At 62.9% G+C, this 18,756-nt stretch carries 17 protein-coding genes; 13 read left to right on the forward strand and 4 right to left on the reverse strand.

Annotated features, from left to right (window positions below; translation table 11 throughout):
* Position 1 precedes the first annotated feature (1 nt).
* Positions 2–415: a VOC family protein gene (locus tag ABH939_RS13625; RefSeq protein ID WP_030537099.1), complete on the forward strand. Its 414-nt coding sequence runs from the start codon at positions 2–4 to the stop codon at positions 413–415.
* A 29-nt stretch (positions 416–444) separates the two neighbouring features.
* Positions 445–819, forward strand: coding sequence for a VOC family protein (locus ABH939_RS13630; protein WP_030537100.1), 375 nt, complete (start codon positions 445–447; stop codon positions 817–819).
* 5 nt (positions 820–824) lie between these two features.
* Here the strand turns inward: ABH939_RS13630 and ABH939_RS13635 are convergent, their stop codons facing one another.
* On the reverse strand, positions 825–989 hold the full coding sequence (locus tag ABH939_RS13635; protein ID WP_003941708.1) for a hypothetical protein: 165 nt from the start codon (positions 987–989) through the stop codon (positions 825–827).
* A gap of 290 nt (positions 990–1,279) precedes the next feature.
* Here ABH939_RS13635 and ABH939_RS13640 point away from each other — a divergent pair, with 290 nt between their 5' ends.
* The 7 genes from ABH939_RS13640 to ABH939_RS13670 all read left to right on the forward strand — a co-directional run bounded on the left by ABH939_RS13640 (position 1,280) and on the right by ABH939_RS13670 (position 8,211).
* Positions 1,280–1,408, forward strand: coding sequence for a hypothetical protein (locus ABH939_RS13640; RefSeq protein WP_003941742.1), 129 nt, complete (start codon positions 1,280–1,282; stop codon positions 1,406–1,408).
* Positions 1,392–1,907 (forward strand): tail fiber domain-containing protein, encoded by a 516-nt coding sequence (locus ABH939_RS13645; RefSeq protein WP_030537101.1) that lies wholly within the window; start codon positions 1,392–1,394, stop codon positions 1,905–1,907. Before ABH939_RS13640 ends, ABH939_RS13645 begins: the two co-directional genes overlap by 17 nt.
* A 10-nt stretch (positions 1,908–1,917) precedes the next feature.
* Positions 1,918–3,891: a GAF domain-containing protein gene (locus ABH939_RS13650; RefSeq protein WP_256082665.1), complete on the forward strand. Its 1,974-nt coding sequence runs from the start codon at positions 1,918–1,920 to the stop codon at positions 3,889–3,891.
* A gap of 106 nt (positions 3,892–3,997) precedes the next feature.
* A complete protein-coding gene (locus ABH939_RS13655; protein ID WP_050655329.1) occupies positions 3,998–5,290 on the forward strand; it encodes a hydroxymethylglutaryl-CoA reductase, degradative in 1,293 nt (430 codons plus the stop codon).
* Positions 5,291–5,295: 5 nt separating this feature from the next.
* Entirely contained in the window at positions 5,296–6,264 is a 969-nt protein-coding gene (locus tag ABH939_RS13660; RefSeq protein WP_082931393.1) for a hydroxymethylglutaryl-CoA lyase, read from the forward strand.
* 76 nt (positions 6,265–6,340) lie between these two features.
* On the forward strand, positions 6,341–6,832 hold the full coding sequence (locus ABH939_RS13665; protein ID WP_003941716.1) for a hypothetical protein: 492 nt from the start codon (positions 6,341–6,343) through the stop codon (positions 6,830–6,832).
* Positions 6,829–8,211, forward strand: coding sequence for a tripartite tricarboxylate transporter permease (locus ABH939_RS13670; protein ID WP_003941745.1), 1,383 nt, complete (start codon positions 6,829–6,831; stop codon positions 8,209–8,211). The genes ABH939_RS13665 and ABH939_RS13670 overlap by 4 nt, the downstream gene beginning before the upstream one ends.
* A 61-nt stretch (positions 8,212–8,272) precedes the next feature.
* Here the strand turns inward: ABH939_RS13670 and ABH939_RS13675 are convergent, their stop codons facing one another.
* From ABH939_RS13675 to ABH939_RS13685, 3 genes are all read right to left on the reverse strand, one after another.
* Positions 8,273–9,685, reverse strand: a complete 1,413-nt coding sequence (locus ABH939_RS13675) for a diguanylate cyclase (RefSeq protein ID WP_404649714.1) — start codon at positions 9,683–9,685, stop codon at positions 8,273–8,275.
* A 187-nt stretch (positions 9,686–9,872) separates the two neighbouring features.
* Positions 9,873–10,556 carry a dethiobiotin synthase gene (gene bioD, locus ABH939_RS13680; protein ID WP_209447522.1) on the reverse strand — a complete coding sequence of 228 codons (684 nt, stop codon included), beginning with the start codon at positions 10,554–10,556 and terminating at the stop codon, positions 9,873–9,875.
* Positions 10,553–11,698, reverse strand: coding sequence for an 8-amino-7-oxononanoate synthase (locus tag ABH939_RS13685; RefSeq protein WP_064113304.1), 1,146 nt, complete (start codon positions 11,696–11,698; stop codon positions 10,553–10,555). The genes bioD and ABH939_RS13685 overlap by 4 nt, the downstream gene beginning before the upstream one ends.
* Positions 11,699–11,736: 38 nt before the next feature.
* Between ABH939_RS13685 and ABH939_RS13690 the strand changes: the two genes are divergently transcribed.
* The 4 genes from ABH939_RS13690 to ABH939_RS13705 all read left to right on the forward strand — a co-directional run bounded on the left by ABH939_RS13690 (position 11,737) and on the right by ABH939_RS13705 (position 18,728).
* A complete protein-coding gene (locus ABH939_RS13690) occupies positions 11,737–13,029 on the forward strand; it encodes an adenosylmethionine--8-amino-7-oxononanoate transaminase (RefSeq protein WP_083058769.1) in 1,293 nt (430 codons plus the stop codon).
* 57 nt (positions 13,030–13,086) lie between these two features.
* A complete protein-coding gene (gene glgX, locus ABH939_RS13695) occupies positions 13,087–15,441 on the forward strand; it encodes a glycogen debranching protein GlgX (protein ID WP_209447523.1) in 2,355 nt (784 codons plus the stop codon).
* Positions 15,442–15,454: 13 nt separating this feature from the next.
* On the forward strand, positions 15,455–17,821 hold the full coding sequence (gene treY, locus ABH939_RS13700) for a malto-oligosyltrehalose synthase (protein ID WP_209447524.1): 2,367 nt from the start codon (positions 15,455–15,457) through the stop codon (positions 17,819–17,821).
* Positions 17,822–17,915: 94 nt separating this feature from the next.
* Positions 17,916–18,728, forward strand: a complete 813-nt coding sequence (locus ABH939_RS13705) for a mycofactocin-coupled SDR family oxidoreductase (protein ID WP_007733124.1) — start codon at positions 17,916–17,918, stop codon at positions 18,726–18,728.
* Positions 18,729–18,756: the final 28 nt, after the last annotated feature.

Consider the following 18,756-nt stretch of genomic DNA (forward strand, 5'->3'; position numbering starts at 1 on the left):
CATGTCCGGATCCAGCATCAGCAGCATTTTGCTCTCGAGCACCGACCCCGAACGCTTGCGCGACTGGTACGCCGAGGCGTTCGCCCCGAAGGTCGACCGGACTCCCGGCGAACCCGGCTACGACGTGCTCGACTTCAACGGTTTCTACGTGATGCTCGACAGACGCGACGACGTCGGCGAGACCAACCCCCAGCCGGGTCGCATGTTCCTCAACGTCGAAACCGACGACGCCCGGTCGATCGCACAGCGCATCGATGCGCTCGGCGGAAAATGGCACGCTCCACTCGAAGACCGCGGGGGCAGTTTGTTCGCCACTGCGATCGACCCCGACGGAAACTACGTTCAGATCATCGAGTTCAGCGAGGAAGCCAGGGCCGAGATGGAATCCGGAATGACGGATTCCCAAACCACCTAGTCCGGCAACCGCTGGGAACGGAGATAGTCATGCTTACAGACACGAAAGCATTCAGCGGATTTTCGGTGACAGACATCGACTCTGCAAAGAAGTTCTACGGCGAAACACTCGGGTTGAAGGTAACCGACGGAGACATGGGACTGATTCGCCTACATCTTGCCGGCGGAACCGAGATCCTCGTTTATCCGAAGCCGAATCACGAAGCGGCGACCTACACGATTCTCAACTTCGTCGTCGACGACATCGACACAACCGTCGACCAACTGACCGCACGTGGCGTGGAGTTTCTCAAATACGACGGATTCCCCCAGGATGCGCGAGGCATCATGCGTGGCAACGGCCCCGACATCGCCTGGTTCACCGATCCCGCCGGCAATGTTCTGTCGGTGATCAAGGAGTCCTGACGCGCTTAACCGCTGAACAGCTGCGACTGCCGCTGTTCAGCGGTGTCGGTGTTGGAGCGTTCTGCTGCCGCAGTTTCACGCTCGGCAGCCAGTTGCTCGGCGCTTTTTGCGTCGACAACGGGCTCCGACGCGCTGAGGTCGGAAAACAAGCCACTGCTCGATTCGTTCACATGCCACCCTTTTGCCTGGTCATCGTTGCCGCGCGCAGATAAACCTGCGTTAGAGATCGGTCGATGGCTACTCAATTACTGCCGCCCGTACGGCGCCGACAAGACGCCGATGACCCTCAGCAGTTCTTCACCCAGTGTTGCACGCCTGTGTTTTCCACGAGAAATTCGGTCCAGACGGGTTGTCATCGCCCGCACGGCGGAGCAATGTGAAAGATGAGCGCGGAGCAGGTCGGCAGCACTTTCGTCGGACACCTGGCCCCTCAATTCACCGCACAATTTTTGGAGGAATCATGTTGGGAATTGCTTTGGGCCTCGGCAGCGCCGCTGTCGGAATCGGCCTCGGACTGCTCGGCGCAGGAGCGGGAATTCTGCTGAGCGACAAGACCGTCAAAACCGCACGACGTGAACTCACCGCCTGACGAGGGCGAGCGCACTGAATTTTTGGGCACTCGGGTCGGTATTCGGGTGAACGCCGCGATGCGACACCCCGCGCAGTGGGTGTTCGCACGGGCCGCGCATCGACGTGGCGTGCATACCGGCGTAGATGTTCCGACGAGCGCGCAGGACGTGCTCGACCGGTTGACGGCACTCCGAATAAGTACGTGGAGTTACGGATTCGACCACAAGTCGGTCCGTCACCTGGGTCCGATGGCGCAAGACTTTGCGGCGATTTTCGGCTTGGGATCCAACGCCCGCCGGATCTCCGCCGTCGACGCGAACGGCGTCTGCATGGCGAGCATTCAAGCGTTGAACCGCAAAATCAGTGCCCTCGAGACAGAAGTCAGCGCGCTCGAGAAGGACGTGAACAGACTGAGACGGGAAACGGGAGACACGAGCACGACTCGGAATGCATTGGAAACAAACAACAATCACATATCCACACCGCTCGACGAATTCGGTGGATCCACCGGTCTGTAGTTTGTTCGGTGTGACCGCCCCTTATTCAGACTCCGACTCAGCGCCCAACGTGATTGCCGCGCTGTTCGACGTGACGTCCGATTCAGTCGGCGACGAACATGTCGAACAGGTACTTGCCGAATTCGGCTTTGGCGCAACCGAGGTCGCGGAGACCGCGGCCCTCATCCGGGCCAGTCGGTCGGAATTTCGGCGACTTCGCCGTCGCGAGAACGAATTGGCGGTTCTCTATTCGAGTGCACGTGAGCTCGCGCAGGTTCGCGACGTGGACACACTGCTGCAGAGGCTGGTCAACCGCGCACACGACATCATGGGCACCGACGTCACGTACCTGTCCGAGTTCGACGTGATCACTCGTGACCTGAATGTTCGAAAGACGGCCGGCGCGGTCTCGCCGGAACTCCAGCATCTGCAAGTTCCTGCCGGCGCGGGACTGGTCAGCGCGATTGCCGAATCTCGAGCAGCCCAATGGGTTCAGAACTACAGCGACTACACGCAGTCGCGCCATGACGAAGTGGTCGATGCCGCGATCGTCGCCGAGGGTCTGGTGGCGATTCTCGGCGTGCCGATGCTCTCCGACGGCCAGATCCTCGGAGTCCTGTTTGCCGCCGACCGCCGGGAACGGCGTTTTACCGCAGATCAGATCGCCCTGCTCTCTGCGCTGGCTGATCACGCCTCGGTAGTCCTGCAAACCGCGCGGGCGCTGGACCGCGCCGAGGAATCCGCCGCCGAGACCGGGCGAGCACTCGACGAGCTGCGCGAGCACGTGTCCGCGCGGGACAAATCGAACATCGTCCACCAGGATCTGATCCACGCCGTTCTCCGCGGCGGTGGCTACGCCCAGGTTGCACGAACCCTCAGCAGCGCACTCGAACGCAGCACCGTCGTCGTCGACAATGAGCTACGCCCTCTCGTGAAATCCTCTGGCGAGCAGATCACGACGGTGCCGTTGTCGCTACCTCGCGCCGTGTCCGATGCCATCGACCAGAGTCGCCGCAGTGGCCGATGCACGTTTGTCGCCGATAACAGCGAGACCGTGATCCAACTCGTCAGCGCCGTCACCGCCGGAGAATCGTTCCTCGGGGCCATCTTGCTGAATCGTTCGGACGCGCAGATCGGCCCCGTCGAACTCCGGACCGTGGAACGGGCAGCTCAGGTCACTGCCATCCTCGTGTTGCAACACTCGGCGGCGGCAGCAGCGGACCGGCGTGCACGTGACGAACTGGTCGCCGACTTGCTGAGCACTGCCCCCGAGCGCAGGCGCGATCTCGAACGTAGGACCCGAAACCTCGGCATCTCACTCGGCGAACTGGACACCGTCCTCGTGGTGTCGGTCGCTCCGGAACTCCGCACCGCCGCGCTCCGCGCAATCGGGCAGTCTCTGCCGGTAGCGGGGTTGGCGGCGCAGCATGCCGGATTGATCGCGGTGGTCTCGCGCTCGGGAAACCCGGCAGCCGCGGCGACGGTCATTCACCGTCAGATCACCGGTTCGGTAGGACCGCACGCAGTAGTCATTGCGCCGGCGACGGCGGAACGCCCCGAAGAGCTCCCGGCGCGCTTCACCTCGGCGCTGCGCACGGCCCGCCTACTCACGGCATTGGGCAAGACCGACGGCGCGGTCACGACGGCGTCATATCTGCCGTACACCGTTCTGTTCGGCGAAAATCCGGAATCACTTCATCAGTTCATCGACGAAGTAATCGGCCCGGTACTCGCGTACGACCGCGACAAGGACACCGATCTCACCGCGACCCTTCGTGCCCTGGTACGCAACGACGGGAGCCCGACCAAGGCTGCCCGCGCACTCAACTATCACCCCAACACCGTCGTTCAGCGTCTCGACCGCATCCGTACGCTCCTCGGTCAATCGTGGCGGGAAGACGAGAACTTTTTCCGGGTGTCCATGGCGACGAGGCTCGACGAACTTCGGGACGTGGGAACCGAAGAGGCCGGAAGCGGCATCACCGACAGCGCCGATGGTGCATGACACTACAATTTCGACCGATCGATGTGTCGTGAGCACGTGGCCTGGCAAGCATCGACCTCCCTACTGTGAAGCGGAGCACAGAACCACTTCAGGAGGACGACCCCCCGTGTCATCAACCAGCAGCCGATCAACCAACAGCCGCATCGCCGATTTCCGGTCCTACGACGTCGCCGCACGGCGCGCCGAGATCGTTCGCCAGACCGACCTGACCGAAGCAGACATCGCGGTCTACGACGCTGCCGACGGCCTCACCATCGATCAGGCCGATCGCATGGTCGAGAACGTCCTCGGCGTCATCGGCATCCCGGTCGGCGTGGCCACCAACTTCACGATCAACGGCACGGACTACCTGATCCCCCTCGCCACCGAGGAGCCGTCGGTAGTCGCAGCCGCGAGTAACGCTGCTCGCATCGCACGCGGACTCGGGGGCTTTCACGTCTCGAGCACGCAGCCGATCATGCAAGCCCAGATTCAACTCGTCGACGTCGTGGATCCGGCAGCTGCCCGCATCCGACTCCTCGAGGCACGTGAAGAAATCATTGCACTCGCCAACGAGCAGGACCCGAAGCTGGTCAGCGTCGGGGGTGGCGTGAAGGACATTTCGGTTCGCATCGTGTCCTCGGACAAGGCCGCCTACGTCGTCCTCCACCTTCATGTCGACGTACGAGATGCCATGGGCGCCAACGCAGTCAACACGATGGCAGAGGCAATCGCGGATCGAGTAGCCGAGATCGGCGGCGGGCACGTCGTTCTTCGCATTCTCACCAACAAGGCAGATCTGCGGCTGACGCGCGTTCGTGCCGTGTTCGACGCCGAATTGATCGGCGGTGCAGAGGTAGTGGACAACCTGATCCATGCCGCACGCTTGGCGGAGCTGGATCCCTACCGCGCCGCGACACACAACAAGGGCATCATGAACGGCATCAGCGCCGTGGTGTTGGCAACCGGAAACGACACGCGCGCAGTCGAAGCCGGGTGCCATTCCCATGCAGTCAACGCCGACGGGATCTACTCGTCGCTCTCGCATTTCGAGAAGAATGCCGACGGCAACATCGTCGGCACCCTCGAGCTACCCATGCCGGTCGGCCTCGTCGGCGGGGCCACCAAAGTGCACCCGGTAGCGCAGGCCGCAATCAAGATGCTCGGCGTCGAGAGCGCCGAGGAACTCGCCGGCATCATCCTGGCAGTCGGCCTGGCGCAGAACCTGGCTGCTGTCCGCGTTCTGGCCAGTGAGGGTGTCCAGCGCGGACACATGGGGCTGCACGCCCGCAACATCGCTGCCACCGCCGGAGCGCAGAAGAGCGAGATCGACGCCGTGGTGGCACGCCTGATCGCGGACAAGAGCATTCGCGTCGAGCATGCCGAGAAGGTTCTCGCCGAGATCCGCGGCGGAAACTGACGACAATGACCGAAACAGTTGCAGGATCACCGGTGTGGAAGCCGGCGCCTCATCGAGTGCCGGCGCCGGGGCTGCCGACCTCGGTCCGGATCTACGAAGTCGGGCCACGCGACGGACTTCAAGCGGAAACAGCGGTGATCCCGACCGAGACGAAAGCCCAGTTCATCGAACGCCTGGTCGCGGCCGGCTCCCGCACTGTCGAATTGACGAGTTTCGTCTCACCTCGATGGATCCCGCAACTTGCGGACGCGGAAGAATTGATGGGTCGGCTGCACCTGCCGGACTCGGTACGTACGGTCGTTCTTGTCCCGAACCGCAAGGGTCTCGAGCGGGCCGTCGCCGCCGGAGCAAGCGAGGTTGCAGTATTCGTCAGCGCCACAAAGGAATTCGCGAAACGCAACCTCAATTCCACGGTGGACGGCGCGATCGCCGCGGCTGCCGAGGTCACTACGGCCGCCCGAGCCCTGGGACTTCCCGTCCGCGGCTACATCTCCATGTGCTTCGGCGACCCCTGGGAAGGCTCCGTGCCCGTCGAGCGTGTCGCCGACATCGCAAAGACCCTGATCGACAGCGGTGTCACGTCACTCTCACTCGGCGACACCATCGGCGTCGGCACACCTGGCCATGTACTCGCTTTGCTCGGCGCCCTCCGAGAACGTGGCATCCCCACATCGCAGATCGCCATGCACTTTCACGACACCTACGGCCAGGCGCTGTCGAACGTCTATGCGTCGTTGACCGCTGGGGTATCCGAATTCGACAGTTCCGCAGGTGGTCTCGGACGGTGCCCATATGCCAAGGGCGCGACCGGAAATCTCGCCACCGAGGATCTGGTGTGGATGCTCCACGGCCTCGGGATCGACACCGGCATCGACCTGGATTCGCTCACCGACACAAGCAGCTGGATGGCCGAACAGGTCGGCCACTCGAGCCCGTCCCGAGTTGTCACCGCCCTCCGCGCAGCACGCACCTGACACCCGCAACGCAAGCCCCTCATCTCGCAAGCCCCTCCCTGTACGACCCCGCCATGCATGACACTGGAGAAGACTGATGTCACCACCGCAGCCGGCAACGACGCCGACCACCACGACCGAGCCGACCGAGCAGCAGACATACCTCGAAGTCTGGGGTGACACCGTCAACGGTCGACACCTCGCGATCTCCGTTGCAGTCGGCAGTGTCGTCGGCGCCTCGGCCCTTCTCGCGGCCCAGGCACTGTTCGAACGGGTCGTCAGCGAACCGTCGTTGGCCCAGGCGTACAGCCTTCTGGTCGGCATCGCGGCCTGCCTGCTCGCCGGCGTGGTCTGCGGAATCTTCATCAAGCCGAAGCGGATAGTCGCCTTGGCCGCCGCCGACGCGGAGTCGATCGACGGTGTCATCACGACGATGAGTGAACAGCGCCAGGGTCTGGGCACTCTCGCCGACATTCCGGAGCAGAGCCGACAGGAACTTCGCGAACTGGGTCTGTACGACCACTTCGCCGCTGCCGAGGCCGAGCACGCACGGGTCTCGAACACACCGAAGGACGGTGGGCGCGCATGAGTTCGGTTCTGACCAACGAAATTCTGATTGCCGTTCTCTTCGGCATCATCGGCGCGGTCGCATTCACGTTCATCGGATTGATCTCCGGCACGGACGAGACCGCCACGATCGCACCACTGACTCTGCTCGTGATTCTGCTCGGCGCTCCCCCGGCGGCGGTCTTCACGTTCTTCCTCTCCGGTGCGATCGCCAAACACATGACACACGCGGTGCCGACGATGCTGCTGGGCATTCCCGGCGACACGATGGCGATTCCACTCTTGCCGGAAGCGCAGATGATGCGCTCACTCGGCATCCCGCACATCGCACTCCGCAAGGCGATCTCGGGAGCAGTGATCTCGGCGTTCGTCGCTGTGCCGGTTGCCGTTTTGTTCGCGACCATCCTCGCGCCGTTCGCGGACACCGTTCAGTCGATAGCACCGTGGCTGTTCCTGGTCGCCGCCATCGGCATCGCCTACGCCTCACCAGGCCGCTGGGCCGGGGTTGTCGCCCTCGTTCCCTTCGTCATCTTGATCCTCGGCGCCCGCGCGTTGACGTCGAATTACGATGTGTCGCTGAACATCAGCTACTTCCTTGCGATCGCAGTCGGGCCGCTGATCGCGGACCTCGCATTGACCTTGGGCCCGTCGAGCCGTAAGGACATGGAACGCAGTGAACCCAAAACCGTTGCATTGGCCCCGGACATCAAAGGATGGAAGGGATACTTCCCCAATCCTCTGAAGGTCCTCGATCGCAAGCAGATCGGTTACACCGCCGCCGCTTCCACGGTGTCGAGCGCAACCTTCGTCTTCAGCCCGGTCGCCATGACTGTTCTGATGGGTGAGCTGGTAGGTGCGCGGATCAAGAACGGCTATCACCGACTGACCACAATGGTCTCGGCGAAGAACGGTACGACGGAATCCACCTACATCGCGGAAACCCTCATCCCACTCGTCGCTTTCGGCCTTCCGCTCAGCCCGCTCGCGGCAGGCCCCGCAGCCCCTCTGTTCAACGCTCCACCGGTGTTCGAGACCAATCAGGAAACCGGAGTGATCAACAATCTCTCCACGTACCTGACGCAGTGGGAGTTCCTGCTCTACGGCCTGCTCGCTGTGGTCACGGCGACGGTCATCGCATACCCGTTTGCCATGAACTACGCGTACCGCGCTGCGTCAGCGGTGGTCAAGCACATCAGTCACGAAGCTGTGATCGCGGTGTTCACGGGACTGGTCGTGGTCATCAGCATCTGGGAGGGCGGCATCCTCGGGCTTCTGATCACCGTGACGGTCGGCCTGGTCGGTGGTCTTCTCGGGCGCCTGTTCAAGATTCACGGCGGAGTTCTTTTCATGGGTTACTACGTAGCGCTGTTCAGTGTTCCTGCCCTGATCAATCTGTTCTGAATCGGTCGACTCCACCACCACGTGCGGACCCGCAACAAACTGCGGGTCCGCACGTATTTCTTCAGCTACCGACCGTGAGCGCCACGGTTCGATTGCGGTCCAACTTCTTCGCTCGATACAACGCCTCGTCAGCGCAATCGACCAATTGCGTCAGGTCTGCGTCGCCGTGGGGTGAACACGCGACACCGATGCTGACCGTCGGCCCGAAGTCGCCCAATACTGCCGACGAATTCTCCGCTTGCGCGCGTCGAATCATCTCGGCTGTTTCGGTCGCACCCTCGAGATCGACGCCGGCCATCAGTACGACGAACTCCTCGCCGCCCAATCGGGCGAAGAGATGCTTGTCATCGAGGTGCCGCCGCACCTGATCGGCAAAACTCACCAACGCCGTATCGCCGGCACGATGACCGAGGTTGTCGTTCACCATCTTGAAGTGATCCAGATCCATCATCAGGACGCTGACCGGACGTCCAGAGTGGCGACGCGGATCGGTCGCACCCGTCACGCTGCCGCCTCGCCGCAGGAATTCGTCCCGGCGCAACGCACCGGTGAGATCGTCGTGGGTGACGGCCTGGGTGAGTGCCTCGAGCGCGCGGCGACGCTCGAGGATCACGCAGGCCACCGCGATCGGCGCTACCGCCAGCAGCGACAATCCGATCTGGACCGACGCGCTGACCGGCGAGACGCCCTCGCTGGACAATCCGAGATGGCCGTCGGCCGTCAGTACCAACGTCCAGGCAGTTGACACAGCGGTGAGCACCGACGTGACAAATACATTGGTGAGCAAGGCTGCAGTCACCAGCGCCGGCATGGCAAACGCGATCGCTCCGGCACCGCCTATCACCCACTCCAAGATGATGCAGACGGCCAGCAGCGCCGTCGGAACGACTGATCGACGCACAAGCGTGGCAACAGCTTTCGGTTCTCGATCCACTCGTCGAAGCGAAGGGAATGTCAGCACCAAGGGGACGATGGTCATGTAGTTGACGAACTCACTCGAGAACCAGAGCAACCAGCCGTCCCACCACTGCCCGCCGAACAGCACGCGGTTCGCGATTCCGCCCACGAGCGCCGCCATCGACGCGGCGGCGACAGTCATCGACACGAGATAGCCGACGGACTGAATACTGGTCAGTCGACGGTCCTCACTGTCGACCCAGCGAAAGGCGTAGAAGCCGCTCGCAACCCCGACGATGTTGGCCGCGTTGAGCCACACCGTGGACTCCCATGCCCCACCGGTGATCAGGTCGGCTCCGACATAACCGAATACGACGCAGATCCAGGTGAGCAGTGTGGCGGAACGCGGCGACCGAAAGAGGATCCCGAGTAGCAGCGCGTTCGCCGGCCAGAAGACTGCAAGCGTGCCCGGCAGACGGCTCAGAATTCCGACCAGGCACGAGACGAAGACGACTACGCCGATAAGCAGTGCGCGACGTACGGCCGATGACGACAACGACTTTTCGACCGTGCTCACCACCTACATTCGACTGACCTACTCACAATTCGACAACCACTGTCGGTGACCAAGGCGCCCCGGATGCAGGGTCGCCGCAAGACACCCGTCGAAATATACCGACCGGAATCGTACGCGAGGGACGTCGAAACCCGAGGCGCCCCACTGTGCCTTGGCTATCGATGCGGACAAATCGGATGTTACGTCGTCAGTTGGTCAAATGAAGTTCACCGAGCGTGATCGAAGCGGTGCGAGCAAACTCTCGGACACTCGCGCCTCCACTTCCGGCAGGCATTACCCCGAGAAGGGGAACACCGCTGACCGAGACCAGATCCTCGCGATTGCATTTCTCGGCGAGGTCCGGTTCCTGCGGCCACGAACCGATCACCAATCCGGCGCAGTCCACGCCGGATGCACGTAGGGCTTCCACGGTCAGTGCCGTGTGATTGAGCGTGCCCAGGCCGGACGCAACCACCAGCACCACTGGCACTGCCAGAGCCGCGGCAAGATCGCGAGCGGTGAACCCGTCGACGCCCAAGCGGACCAGCAAGCCGCCGGCGCCTTCGATCAGGGTCAAGTCGTGGGTGGTGTCCAGGTCGCGAGCAACTCGGACTACTTCGTCGAGCGCCAACAACGGCAGACCACTTCGACGGGCAGCAGTATCCGGCGCCAAAGGTTCGGGATACCGCGCCAACTCGACCAGCGTCACGCCGCCACCGGTCAGACGCTCGATCTCGGCCAGATCACCCGCACCGTCCACGTCGACGCCGGTCTGGGCCGGTTTGAGCACTGCAACCGACTTGCCCGACTGCAAGGCCACCGATGCCAATGCGGCTGTCACCACTGTTTTTCCGACGTCGGTCGACGTTCCGGTCACCAGGAAAATGCTCATGCTCGGGCTCCGGCCAATACTTCGCGCAGTACGAGAGCGATCTGCTCCATCTCGGATGCGGACAGCGTCGCTCGTGCGGTCAGACGCAGCCGTGACGTTCCTTCCGGAACCGACGGCGGGCGGAAGCAACCGACATGCAACCCCTGATCCCGGCACGCCGACGCGGCATCGAACGCCCGCTGCGGATCACCGAGAACGACTGAGACGACAGCAGATTCAGGCGACGGAGCACCGGTGACGTCCGCCAACTCGGATGCCCGGGCCAGGACGTCGAGCGCTCGCGTCGGCTCACGCTGGAGTACGGCGAGTGCAGCCCTGGCCGCGCCTACGGCGGCCGGTGCGAGACCGGTGTCGAAGATGAACGTTCTTGCCGCGTCGATGAGATGCGCGCGGATCTTGTTGTCACCGAGCACAACTCCGCCCTGGCTGGCGAGCGACTTGGACAGTGTTGCCGTCACGACGACGTCGGGTTCACCGGCCAGGCCAGACTCGTGGACGAGTCCACGTCCACCGGCACCGCGCACACCGATGCCATGCGCCTCGTCGACCAACAGGATCGCCCCGTACTCGCGGCACACCTGATGCATCTGCCGCAGTGGCGCGAGGTCTCCGTCGGCACTGAAGACCGAATCGGTGACGACCAGCGCTCGCTCTTCCACTCTGCTGCGCAACGTGTCGGCGAGAAAGCCCACGTCCGAATGCGGAGCAACGGCGACCCGAGCACGTGACAGGCGGCAGGCATCCACCAGCGAGGCATGCGATCCCGCATCGGAGACGATCAACGACCCTGGACCCGAGAGCGCCGTCACCGCGCCGAGATTGGCTGTGTAACCGGAGGAGAAGACAAGTCCGGAGTCCGCCCCGACGAACTCGGCCAGTTCGACTTCGAGCAGTTCGTGTTCGGTGGTGGTGCCGGTGACCAGACGCGAGCCCGTGGCGCCCGCGCCCCAACGGCGCAGAGCCGCCGTGGCACCCTCGATCACATCGGGGTGCCGCACGAGTCCGAGGTAATCGTTCGACGCCAGGTCGATCAACGGGGAGTCGACCGTGCGAGGACGGAGTTCGCGACGCAGTCCAGCGGCCCTGCGGTCCGCTTCGACGGCCGTCAGCCAATTCAGCGAGGTGTTCACTTTTCCGACCATACTTGAACACCGTTCAACTCAATGGTTAGGGTGCATCCGTGCTCACAACCGGACTTGATCCTCATGACGTCTCCGCCATCGATGCCGATGTCCTCTGGCATCCGTACGGATCGTTTCCCGCGTCGACTCGTCCGCTGATCGTCGACTCTGCGCAGGGGGCTACCCTGACGCTCTCCGACGGCCGCCGATTGGTCGACGGGATGAGCTCGTGGTGGGCCGCCATTCACGGCTACCGCAATCCCGTGCTCGACACCGCCGCCGCACGGCAGCTCGGCAAAATGAGCCATGTCATGTTCGGCGGACTGACGCACGAACCCGCCGCTCGCCTCGGGCGACTGCTCGTCGACATCACACCACCTCACCTCGACAAGGTGTTCCTCTCCGACTCCGGTTCGGTGGCCGTCGAAGTCGCAGTGAAGATGTGCCTGCAGTACTGGCGGAGCCTCGGAAAGCCGTCGAAGAATCGTTTGATGACCTGGCGCGGCGGATACCACGGTGACACCTTCACCCCCATGAGCGTCTGCGATCCCGACGGCGGCATGCATACTCTCTGGACCGACGTCCTGCGCCCTCAGGTCTTCGCGCAGGCTCCCCCGGCGGGCTATCTCCCCGAATACGTGCAGGAGTTGGAATCGCTCTTGGCCGAGCATCACGAGCACCTCGCAGCGGTGATCGTGGAACCAGTGGTCCAAGGTGCCGGCGGAATGCGTTTCCACGATCCCGCGTACCTGATCGACCTGCGTAACCTCTGCGACAAGTACCAAGTCCTCCTGGTCTTCGACGAAATCGCGACCGGATTCGGACGCACCGGAGAATTGTTCGCCGCCGATCACGCCGGCGTCAGTCCCGACGTCATGTGCGTCGGCAAGGCACTGACCGGCGGGTACATGAGTCTGGCGGCAACGCTGTGCACCACGGAGATCGCGGAGACCATCACTGCCGGTGAGGGCGGCGGGCTGATGCACGGCCCCACCTTCATGGGCAATCCACTCGCGTGCGCCGTCGCGGTGGCGTCGACCGAACTTCTGCTTGCGATGGACTGGCGGCGTGACGTCGCAACCCTCGAACGTGGCCTCGCTCGAGGCCTCGCCGAAGCCGTCACAATTCCCGGGGTCGTCGACGTCCGCGTCAAAGGCGGAATCGGAGTGATCGAACTCGAACAGCCGGTCGACATGCAGAGCGCGACCGATGCAGCCGTCGACGCCGGCGTCTGGCTCCGGCCGTTCCGCAACCTCGTGTACGCGATGCCTCCGTACCTGTGTTCGGAGGCAGAGGTGGAACAGATCACAGCCGGAATGCTTGCAACCGCCCGCAGCCAGGCGAAACGGTGATCGGCACCGTAGACAGTCGACGAGATTCGATCGGCTGCACCCGATAGGGTCTGATTCATGGATCAACCGCCGAGCGAGACCTCAGCCACTCCCATCCCGGTATGGCCTGGCAGTGCGTACCCACTCGGTGCCACCTACGACGGCGCGGGGACCAATTTCTCGCTCTTCTCCGAGGTCGCCGAGGCCGTCGAGCTGTGCCTGATCGCCAAGGACGGAACCGAAACCCGCATTCGGATGGACGAGGTCGACGGTTACGTCTGGCATGCGTACCTTCCGTCGGTATCCCCCGGCCAGCGATACGGCTACCGCGTACACGGGCCGTACGATCCGGCTGCAGGTCTGCGATGCGATCCGAGCAAGCTCCTGCTGGACCCGTACGGAAAAGCGTTCGACGGAGACTTCGACGGAGACCGTTCGCTGTTCTCGTACGACGTCGAATCGGCGGCGGACCCCGAACCTTCAGGAGACGACGAATCTCCCGCCGTGGAGCCGCAAGAGGCTACCGACGACACGAGTTCGGAAGCCGAATCGGACGAGGTGGGCCTCGAAGACGACTCGCCCACGGGCGATCAGGAATCGGACGAGATCCTCGAGCCCGAACCCTTCGAGCCCGAACCCTTCGAGCCGGAACCACTCGTCGACGAACCCGCCACCATCCCTTTCCCCCAACATGATTCGCTCGGCCATACGATGTCGACCGTCGTCATCAACCCGTTCTTCGATTGGGCGTCCGACCACTCGCCGAAGCGTCCGTATCACGAGACGGTCATCTACGAAGCGCACGTCAAGGGTATGACCGCGACGCATCCCGGAGTTCCGGAGGAATTGCGCGGCACGTACGCGGGGCTCGCTCATCCGGTGATCATCGAGCACCTCACCGATCTGGGTGTCACGGCGATCGAACTGATGCCGGTCCACCAGTTCATGCACGATCAGGTGCTTCTCGACCAAGGTCTGCGAAACTACTGGGGTTACAACACCTTCGGCTTTCTCGCTCCGCACACCGACTACTCCTCGGCCACGAAACCCGATGCGGCCGTAGCGGAATTCAAAGCCATGGTGCGCAGCTTCCACCAGGCGGGTATCGAAGTGATCCTCGACGTGGTCTACAACCACACCGCCGAGGGCAATCACATGGGGCCGACCATCAGCTTCCGCGGAATCGACAATGCCGCCTACTACCGCCTGGTCGACGGCGACGAAGAGCACTACATGGACTACACCGGAACGGGCAACAGCCTCAACGCCCGTCATCCGCATACGCTGCAATTGATCATGGACTCTCTGCGGTACTGGGTCACGGAGATGCACGTCGACGGTTTCCGCTTCGACCTCGCCTCGACACTCGCCCGTGAACTGCACGACGTGGACCGCCTTTCGGCCTTCTTCGATCTCGTGCAACAGGATCCGATCGTCAGTCAGGTGAAGCTGATCGCCGAACCGTGGGACGTCGGCGAAGGCGGTTACCAGGTCGGCAACTTCCCCGGCCTGTGGACCGAATGGAACGGCAAATACCGCGACACCGTCCGCGACTACTGGCGTGGTGAGCCGGCAACGCTGGGGGAGTTCGCCTCCCGTCTCACCGGATCCTCTGATCTCTACGAGGCCACCGGACGTCGCCCTGGCGCGAGCATCAACTTCGTCATCGCTCACGACGGTTTCACCCTGCACGACCTCGTCTCGTACAACGAGAAGCACAACGAAGCCAACGGCGAGAACAACAACGACGGCGAATCGCACAACCGATCTTGGAACTGCGGGGTCGAAGGCCCCACCGACGACCCGGAAATCCTCGAACTGCGTGGCCGTCAGAGCCGGAACATACTGGCTACGCTGATGCTCAGCCAGGGCACCCCGATGCTTGCTCACGGCGACGAGATGGGCCGAACTCAGCAGGGTAACAACAACGTTTACTGCCAGGATTCGGAACTGTCATGGATGGATTGGACTCTCGCGGAAACCAACGCCGACCTCGTCGAGTTCACCAAGCGCGCAATTGCCTTGCGCGCCAAGAACCCGGTCTTCCGGCGTCGTCGATTCTTCGAGGGGCGACCTATTCGAAGCGGCGATCAGAGTCGCGACATCGCCTGGCTCACGCCGTCTGGCGAAGAGATGACTCCGGCCGACTGGGACAGCGGTTTCGGCAAGTCGTTGGCTGTCTTTCTCAACGGTGACGCGATCCCGGAACCGAACTACCGTGGCGAGCGCGTCACCGGAGATTCGTTCCTTCTCTGCTTCAACGCCCACTACGAAGATCTCGAATTCTCCACCCCCAACGCGGACTACGCGTCGGAGTGGACCGTCGTACTCGACACCTCGGTCCCCACCGGTGAGAGCGATACCGTGATCAAAGCCGGAACAACATTGGATGTAAAAGCGCGAGCATTGACGGTACTTCGCAGAACCGCTTGAGGGAGACGTGCACATGGCCCCGATAACCAGCACCTACCGACTGCAGTTGCGACCGGATGCATTCACTCTTCGTGATGCGGCCGCACAGGTGGACTACTTCGAGGCATTGGGGGTCTCACATCTCTATCTCTCCCCCATCCTCACGGCAACGTCCGGATCGACGCACGGCTACGACGTCACCGATCCGACAACCGTGTCCGAAGGACTTGGTGGCCGCGAGGCCCTGGTGGAGCTCTCGCGCGCCGTTCGATCACGTGGGATGGGCCTGATCGTCGATCTGGTCCCCAACCATGTCGGTGTCGCCAAACCTCGCGAAAATGCTTGGTGGTGGGACGTTCTCACGCACGGGCAGTCGTCGGAGTACGCGCATTTCTTCGACATCGATTGGGCCGAGGACAACGGAGCCAACGGCGCCGACGGCAAACTCTCACTCCCGGTACTGGGCAGCCCGGACGATCTCGACGCACTGACTGTCGAGAAAGATGGCGAGGAAACACTTCTCGCGTTCTACGAGCACCGCTTCCCCATCGCTGCCGGTACTGAATTCGGATCTCCACAGGAGGTGCACTCCAGGCAGTCGTACCGACTCGTACCGTGGAACGCCGGGATCGTCAATTACCGACGGTTCTTCGCCGTCAACGAACTCGCTGCGCTGCGCCAGGAGGACCCCCAAGTCTTCGAACTCTGCCATCGGCAAGTGAAGTCGTGGGTCGACGAAGGACTGATCGACGGCGTTCGCATCGATCACCCGGACGGACTCGCGAATCCGGCGGAATATCTCGGGCGCCTGCGAGAACTGATCGGACCGGATCAGTGGCTCGTGATCGAAAAGATCCTCGGCCATACGGAACCACTCGATCCGATGCTCCCGATCGACGGCACCACCGGATACGACGCCCTCAATCAGCTGGGCGGCGTTTTCGTCGATCCCGCCGCCGAACTCGAATTGACCGAACTCTCGGCAGATCTGACCGGCGACGACGGGGACAGTGCATGGTTGCATCACACCGAACGTCAGTTCAAACGCGACACCGGGCGCGGTGACCTTGCACCGGAGGTTCGCAGGCTCGTGCGTGCAATCCGACGCGAAACCGGAAGTCGTTGCAGTGAGACCGAACTGAACGACGCAGTTGTCGTCGCGATCGCTCGGATGCCGGTGTACCGATCCGACTACAGTCCCCTCGCCGGTTTGGCCGCTCGGATCGTCGGCGACATGCACGAATTGGCTCCCGGACATGAACCATCGTTCAACGTGTTGGCGCAATCCCTGGTGAACAGCGGTGAAGCCTCAGTTCGCTTCCAGCAGGTGTGTGGCGCTGTCATGGCCAAGTCCGTCGAAGATCGACTCTTCTATCGGACGGCGCGCCTGGTCTCACGTCAGGAAGTCGGCGGCAACCCGGCATCGCTTGCCGTCTCCGTCGCCGAATTCCATCTCCACAACGCGGACCGAGCGAAGCGGTGGCCGCGCGCGATGACGAGTCTGTCCACTCACGACACCAAACGCGGCGAGGACGTGCGGGCACGGATCGGTGTTGTGTCTCAGGTGCCGACGCTGTGGGCCCGGCTGATTCGCGAGTGGGAAGACGTGTGCCCCAGCCCTGATCCGCTTACCGGATTGTTCTTGTGGCAGAACATCATCGGTGTGTGGCCGGCGGACGGCCGCTCGGCAGCCTCGGTTCCAGAGCTGCGCGAGCGTTTGCACGCCTATGCGGAGAAAGCCGTCCGCGAGTCCGGCGCCAGAACTTCCTGGAACGATCCGGACGTCGACTTCGAGTCGGCAGTGCACCGCTGGATCGACGAGGTGATCGACGGCCCGGTCGGTGATTCGGTCAGCGAATTCGTCGGCCGGATCGCGCGTCACGGCTGGTCGGACTCTCTGGGCCAAAAGCTGCTCCAACTTCTCGGGCCCGGCGTTCCCGACGTCTACCAGGGCACTGAGCTGTGGGAGGACTCGTTGGTCGATCCGGACAACCGGCGGCTTGTCGACTACGGAACGAGGCGATCACTGCTCGATTCCGGCGCCGCGCCGATCGACGCAACAGGAACCGCAAAGTTGCACCTCGTTCGCACGGCACTGACACTGCGGCGGGAGAACCCCTCGTGGTTCGATCACGGTGAGTACCGGCCGGTCTTCGCTTCAGGTTCCGGATCCGGTCATCTGGTCGGCTTCTCGCGCGGCCCGGCAGGTGATCCGCCTATGGTCGTTGCTCTGGCGACGCGACATTCGCTCAGACTCTCGTCGCACGGTTGGAGAGATACGCGAGTGGACCTGCCAGATGGCGAATGGGTCGACGCACTGAGCGGACAACCCGTCTTGTCTTCGGATGCGCGGGACATCTTCGCTGCCGGGCCATGTGCCCTGTTGACCAGGGTGCGCTGAGCGGTTTCCGCTGACTGGGCATTCACCCCCGAAAAGAACTTCGTCGCGCTAACTTCCGAAGAGCAGATCATCACCACTAGTCGGAGGTTTGAGCATGGCCGCCAGTCGATTCACCGGAAAAGTTGCCTTCATCACCGGAGCCGCCCGTGGTCAGGGGCGCGCCGAAGCTGTCCGGCTGGCAGAAGAGGGCGCAGACATCATCGCCGTCGACGCGTGTGTTCAATTCGAATCCACCTCGTATGCCGGCGCCACCGACGACGACCTGGCCGAGACAGTCGAACTGGTCAAGGCCCTGGACCGTCGAATTGTCGCTACCAAGACCGACGTTCGCGACTTCTCTGCGCTGTCCGCGGCGCTCGCGGCCGGCATCGACGAATTGGGGCGACTTGACGTCGTCGTCGCGAACGCCGGAATCTGTTCTGCCAACATGTCCTGGGAAATCACGCCCGAGCAGTGGCAGGAAACGCTCGACGTCAACCTGACCGGCGTCTTCCACACCGCCAAGGCAGCGATCCCGCACCTGATCAAGCAAGGCACCGGTGGCTCGATCATCTTCACCAGCTCCGTCGCCGGCCTGCGCGGCCTCCCCTTCCTCGGCCATTACGTCGCGAGCAAACACGGCATCACCGGTCTGGCCAAGACGATGGCCTCGGAGTTGGGGCAGTACAACATTCGGGTCAACACCATCCACCCACACGGCGTGGAAACCGGAATGCAGATGACGGACATGCGGCCGCTCATCGACGCCAACGCCCACACACTCGGTCCGATCTTCATGCAGACCTTGCCCGACCCGGTCAGCCAGCCGGAGGACATCGCCGCCGCCGTCGCGTTCCTCGGTTCCGACGAGGCCCATCACATCACCGGCATCGCGATGCCGCTCGATCTGGGCACCCTGATCCGCTGATCGAATCTTCTCGAGTTTTTCCCGTCCT

The organism is Rhodococcus sp. 27YEA6, from assembly GCF_044908235.1.
GTDB classification, from domain to species: domain Bacteria; phylum Actinomycetota; class Actinomycetes; order Mycobacteriales; family Mycobacteriaceae; genus Rhodococcus_F; species Rhodococcus_F qingshengii.

What these genes read in the sequence shown, in the direction of transcription:
- ABH939_RS13625 (WP_030537099.1), top strand. Translation starts at nt 2, where the DNA reads ATGTCCGGATCCAGCATCAGCAGCATTTTGCTCTCGAGCACCGACCCC.
- treY (WP_209447524.1), top strand. Translation starts at nt 15,455, where the DNA reads ATGGCCCCGATAACCAGCACCTACCGACTGCAGTTGCGACCGGATGCA.
- ABH939_RS13630 (WP_030537100.1), top strand. Translation starts at nt 445, where the DNA reads ATGCTTACAGACACGAAAGCATTCAGCGGATTTTCGGTGACAGACATC.
- ABH939_RS13705 (WP_007733124.1), top strand. Translation starts at nt 17,916, where the DNA reads ATGGCCGCCAGTCGATTCACCGGAAAAGTTGCCTTCATCACCGGAGCC.
- ABH939_RS13685 (WP_064113304.1), bottom strand. Translation starts at nt 11,698, where the DNA reads ATGGTCGGAAAAGTGAACACCTCGCTGAATTGGCTGACGGCCGTCGAA.
- ABH939_RS13670 (WP_003941745.1), top strand. Translation starts at nt 6,829, where the DNA reads ATGAGTTCGGTTCTGACCAACGAAATTCTGATTGCCGTTCTCTTCGGC.
- ABH939_RS13665 (WP_003941716.1), top strand. Translation starts at nt 6,341, where the DNA reads ATGTCACCACCGCAGCCGGCAACGACGCCGACCACCACGACCGAGCCG.
- glgX (WP_209447523.1), top strand. Translation starts at nt 13,087, where the DNA reads ATGGATCAACCGCCGAGCGAGACCTCAGCCACTCCCATCCCGGTATGG.
- ABH939_RS13660 (WP_082931393.1), top strand. Translation starts at nt 5,296, where the DNA reads ATGACCGAAACAGTTGCAGGATCACCGGTGTGGAAGCCGGCGCCTCAT.
- ABH939_RS13640 (WP_003941742.1), top strand. Translation starts at nt 1,280, where the DNA reads ATGTTGGGAATTGCTTTGGGCCTCGGCAGCGCCGCTGTCGGAATCGGC.
- bioD (WP_209447522.1), bottom strand. Translation starts at nt 10,556, where the DNA reads ATGAGCATTTTCCTGGTGACCGGAACGTCGACCGACGTCGGAAAAACA.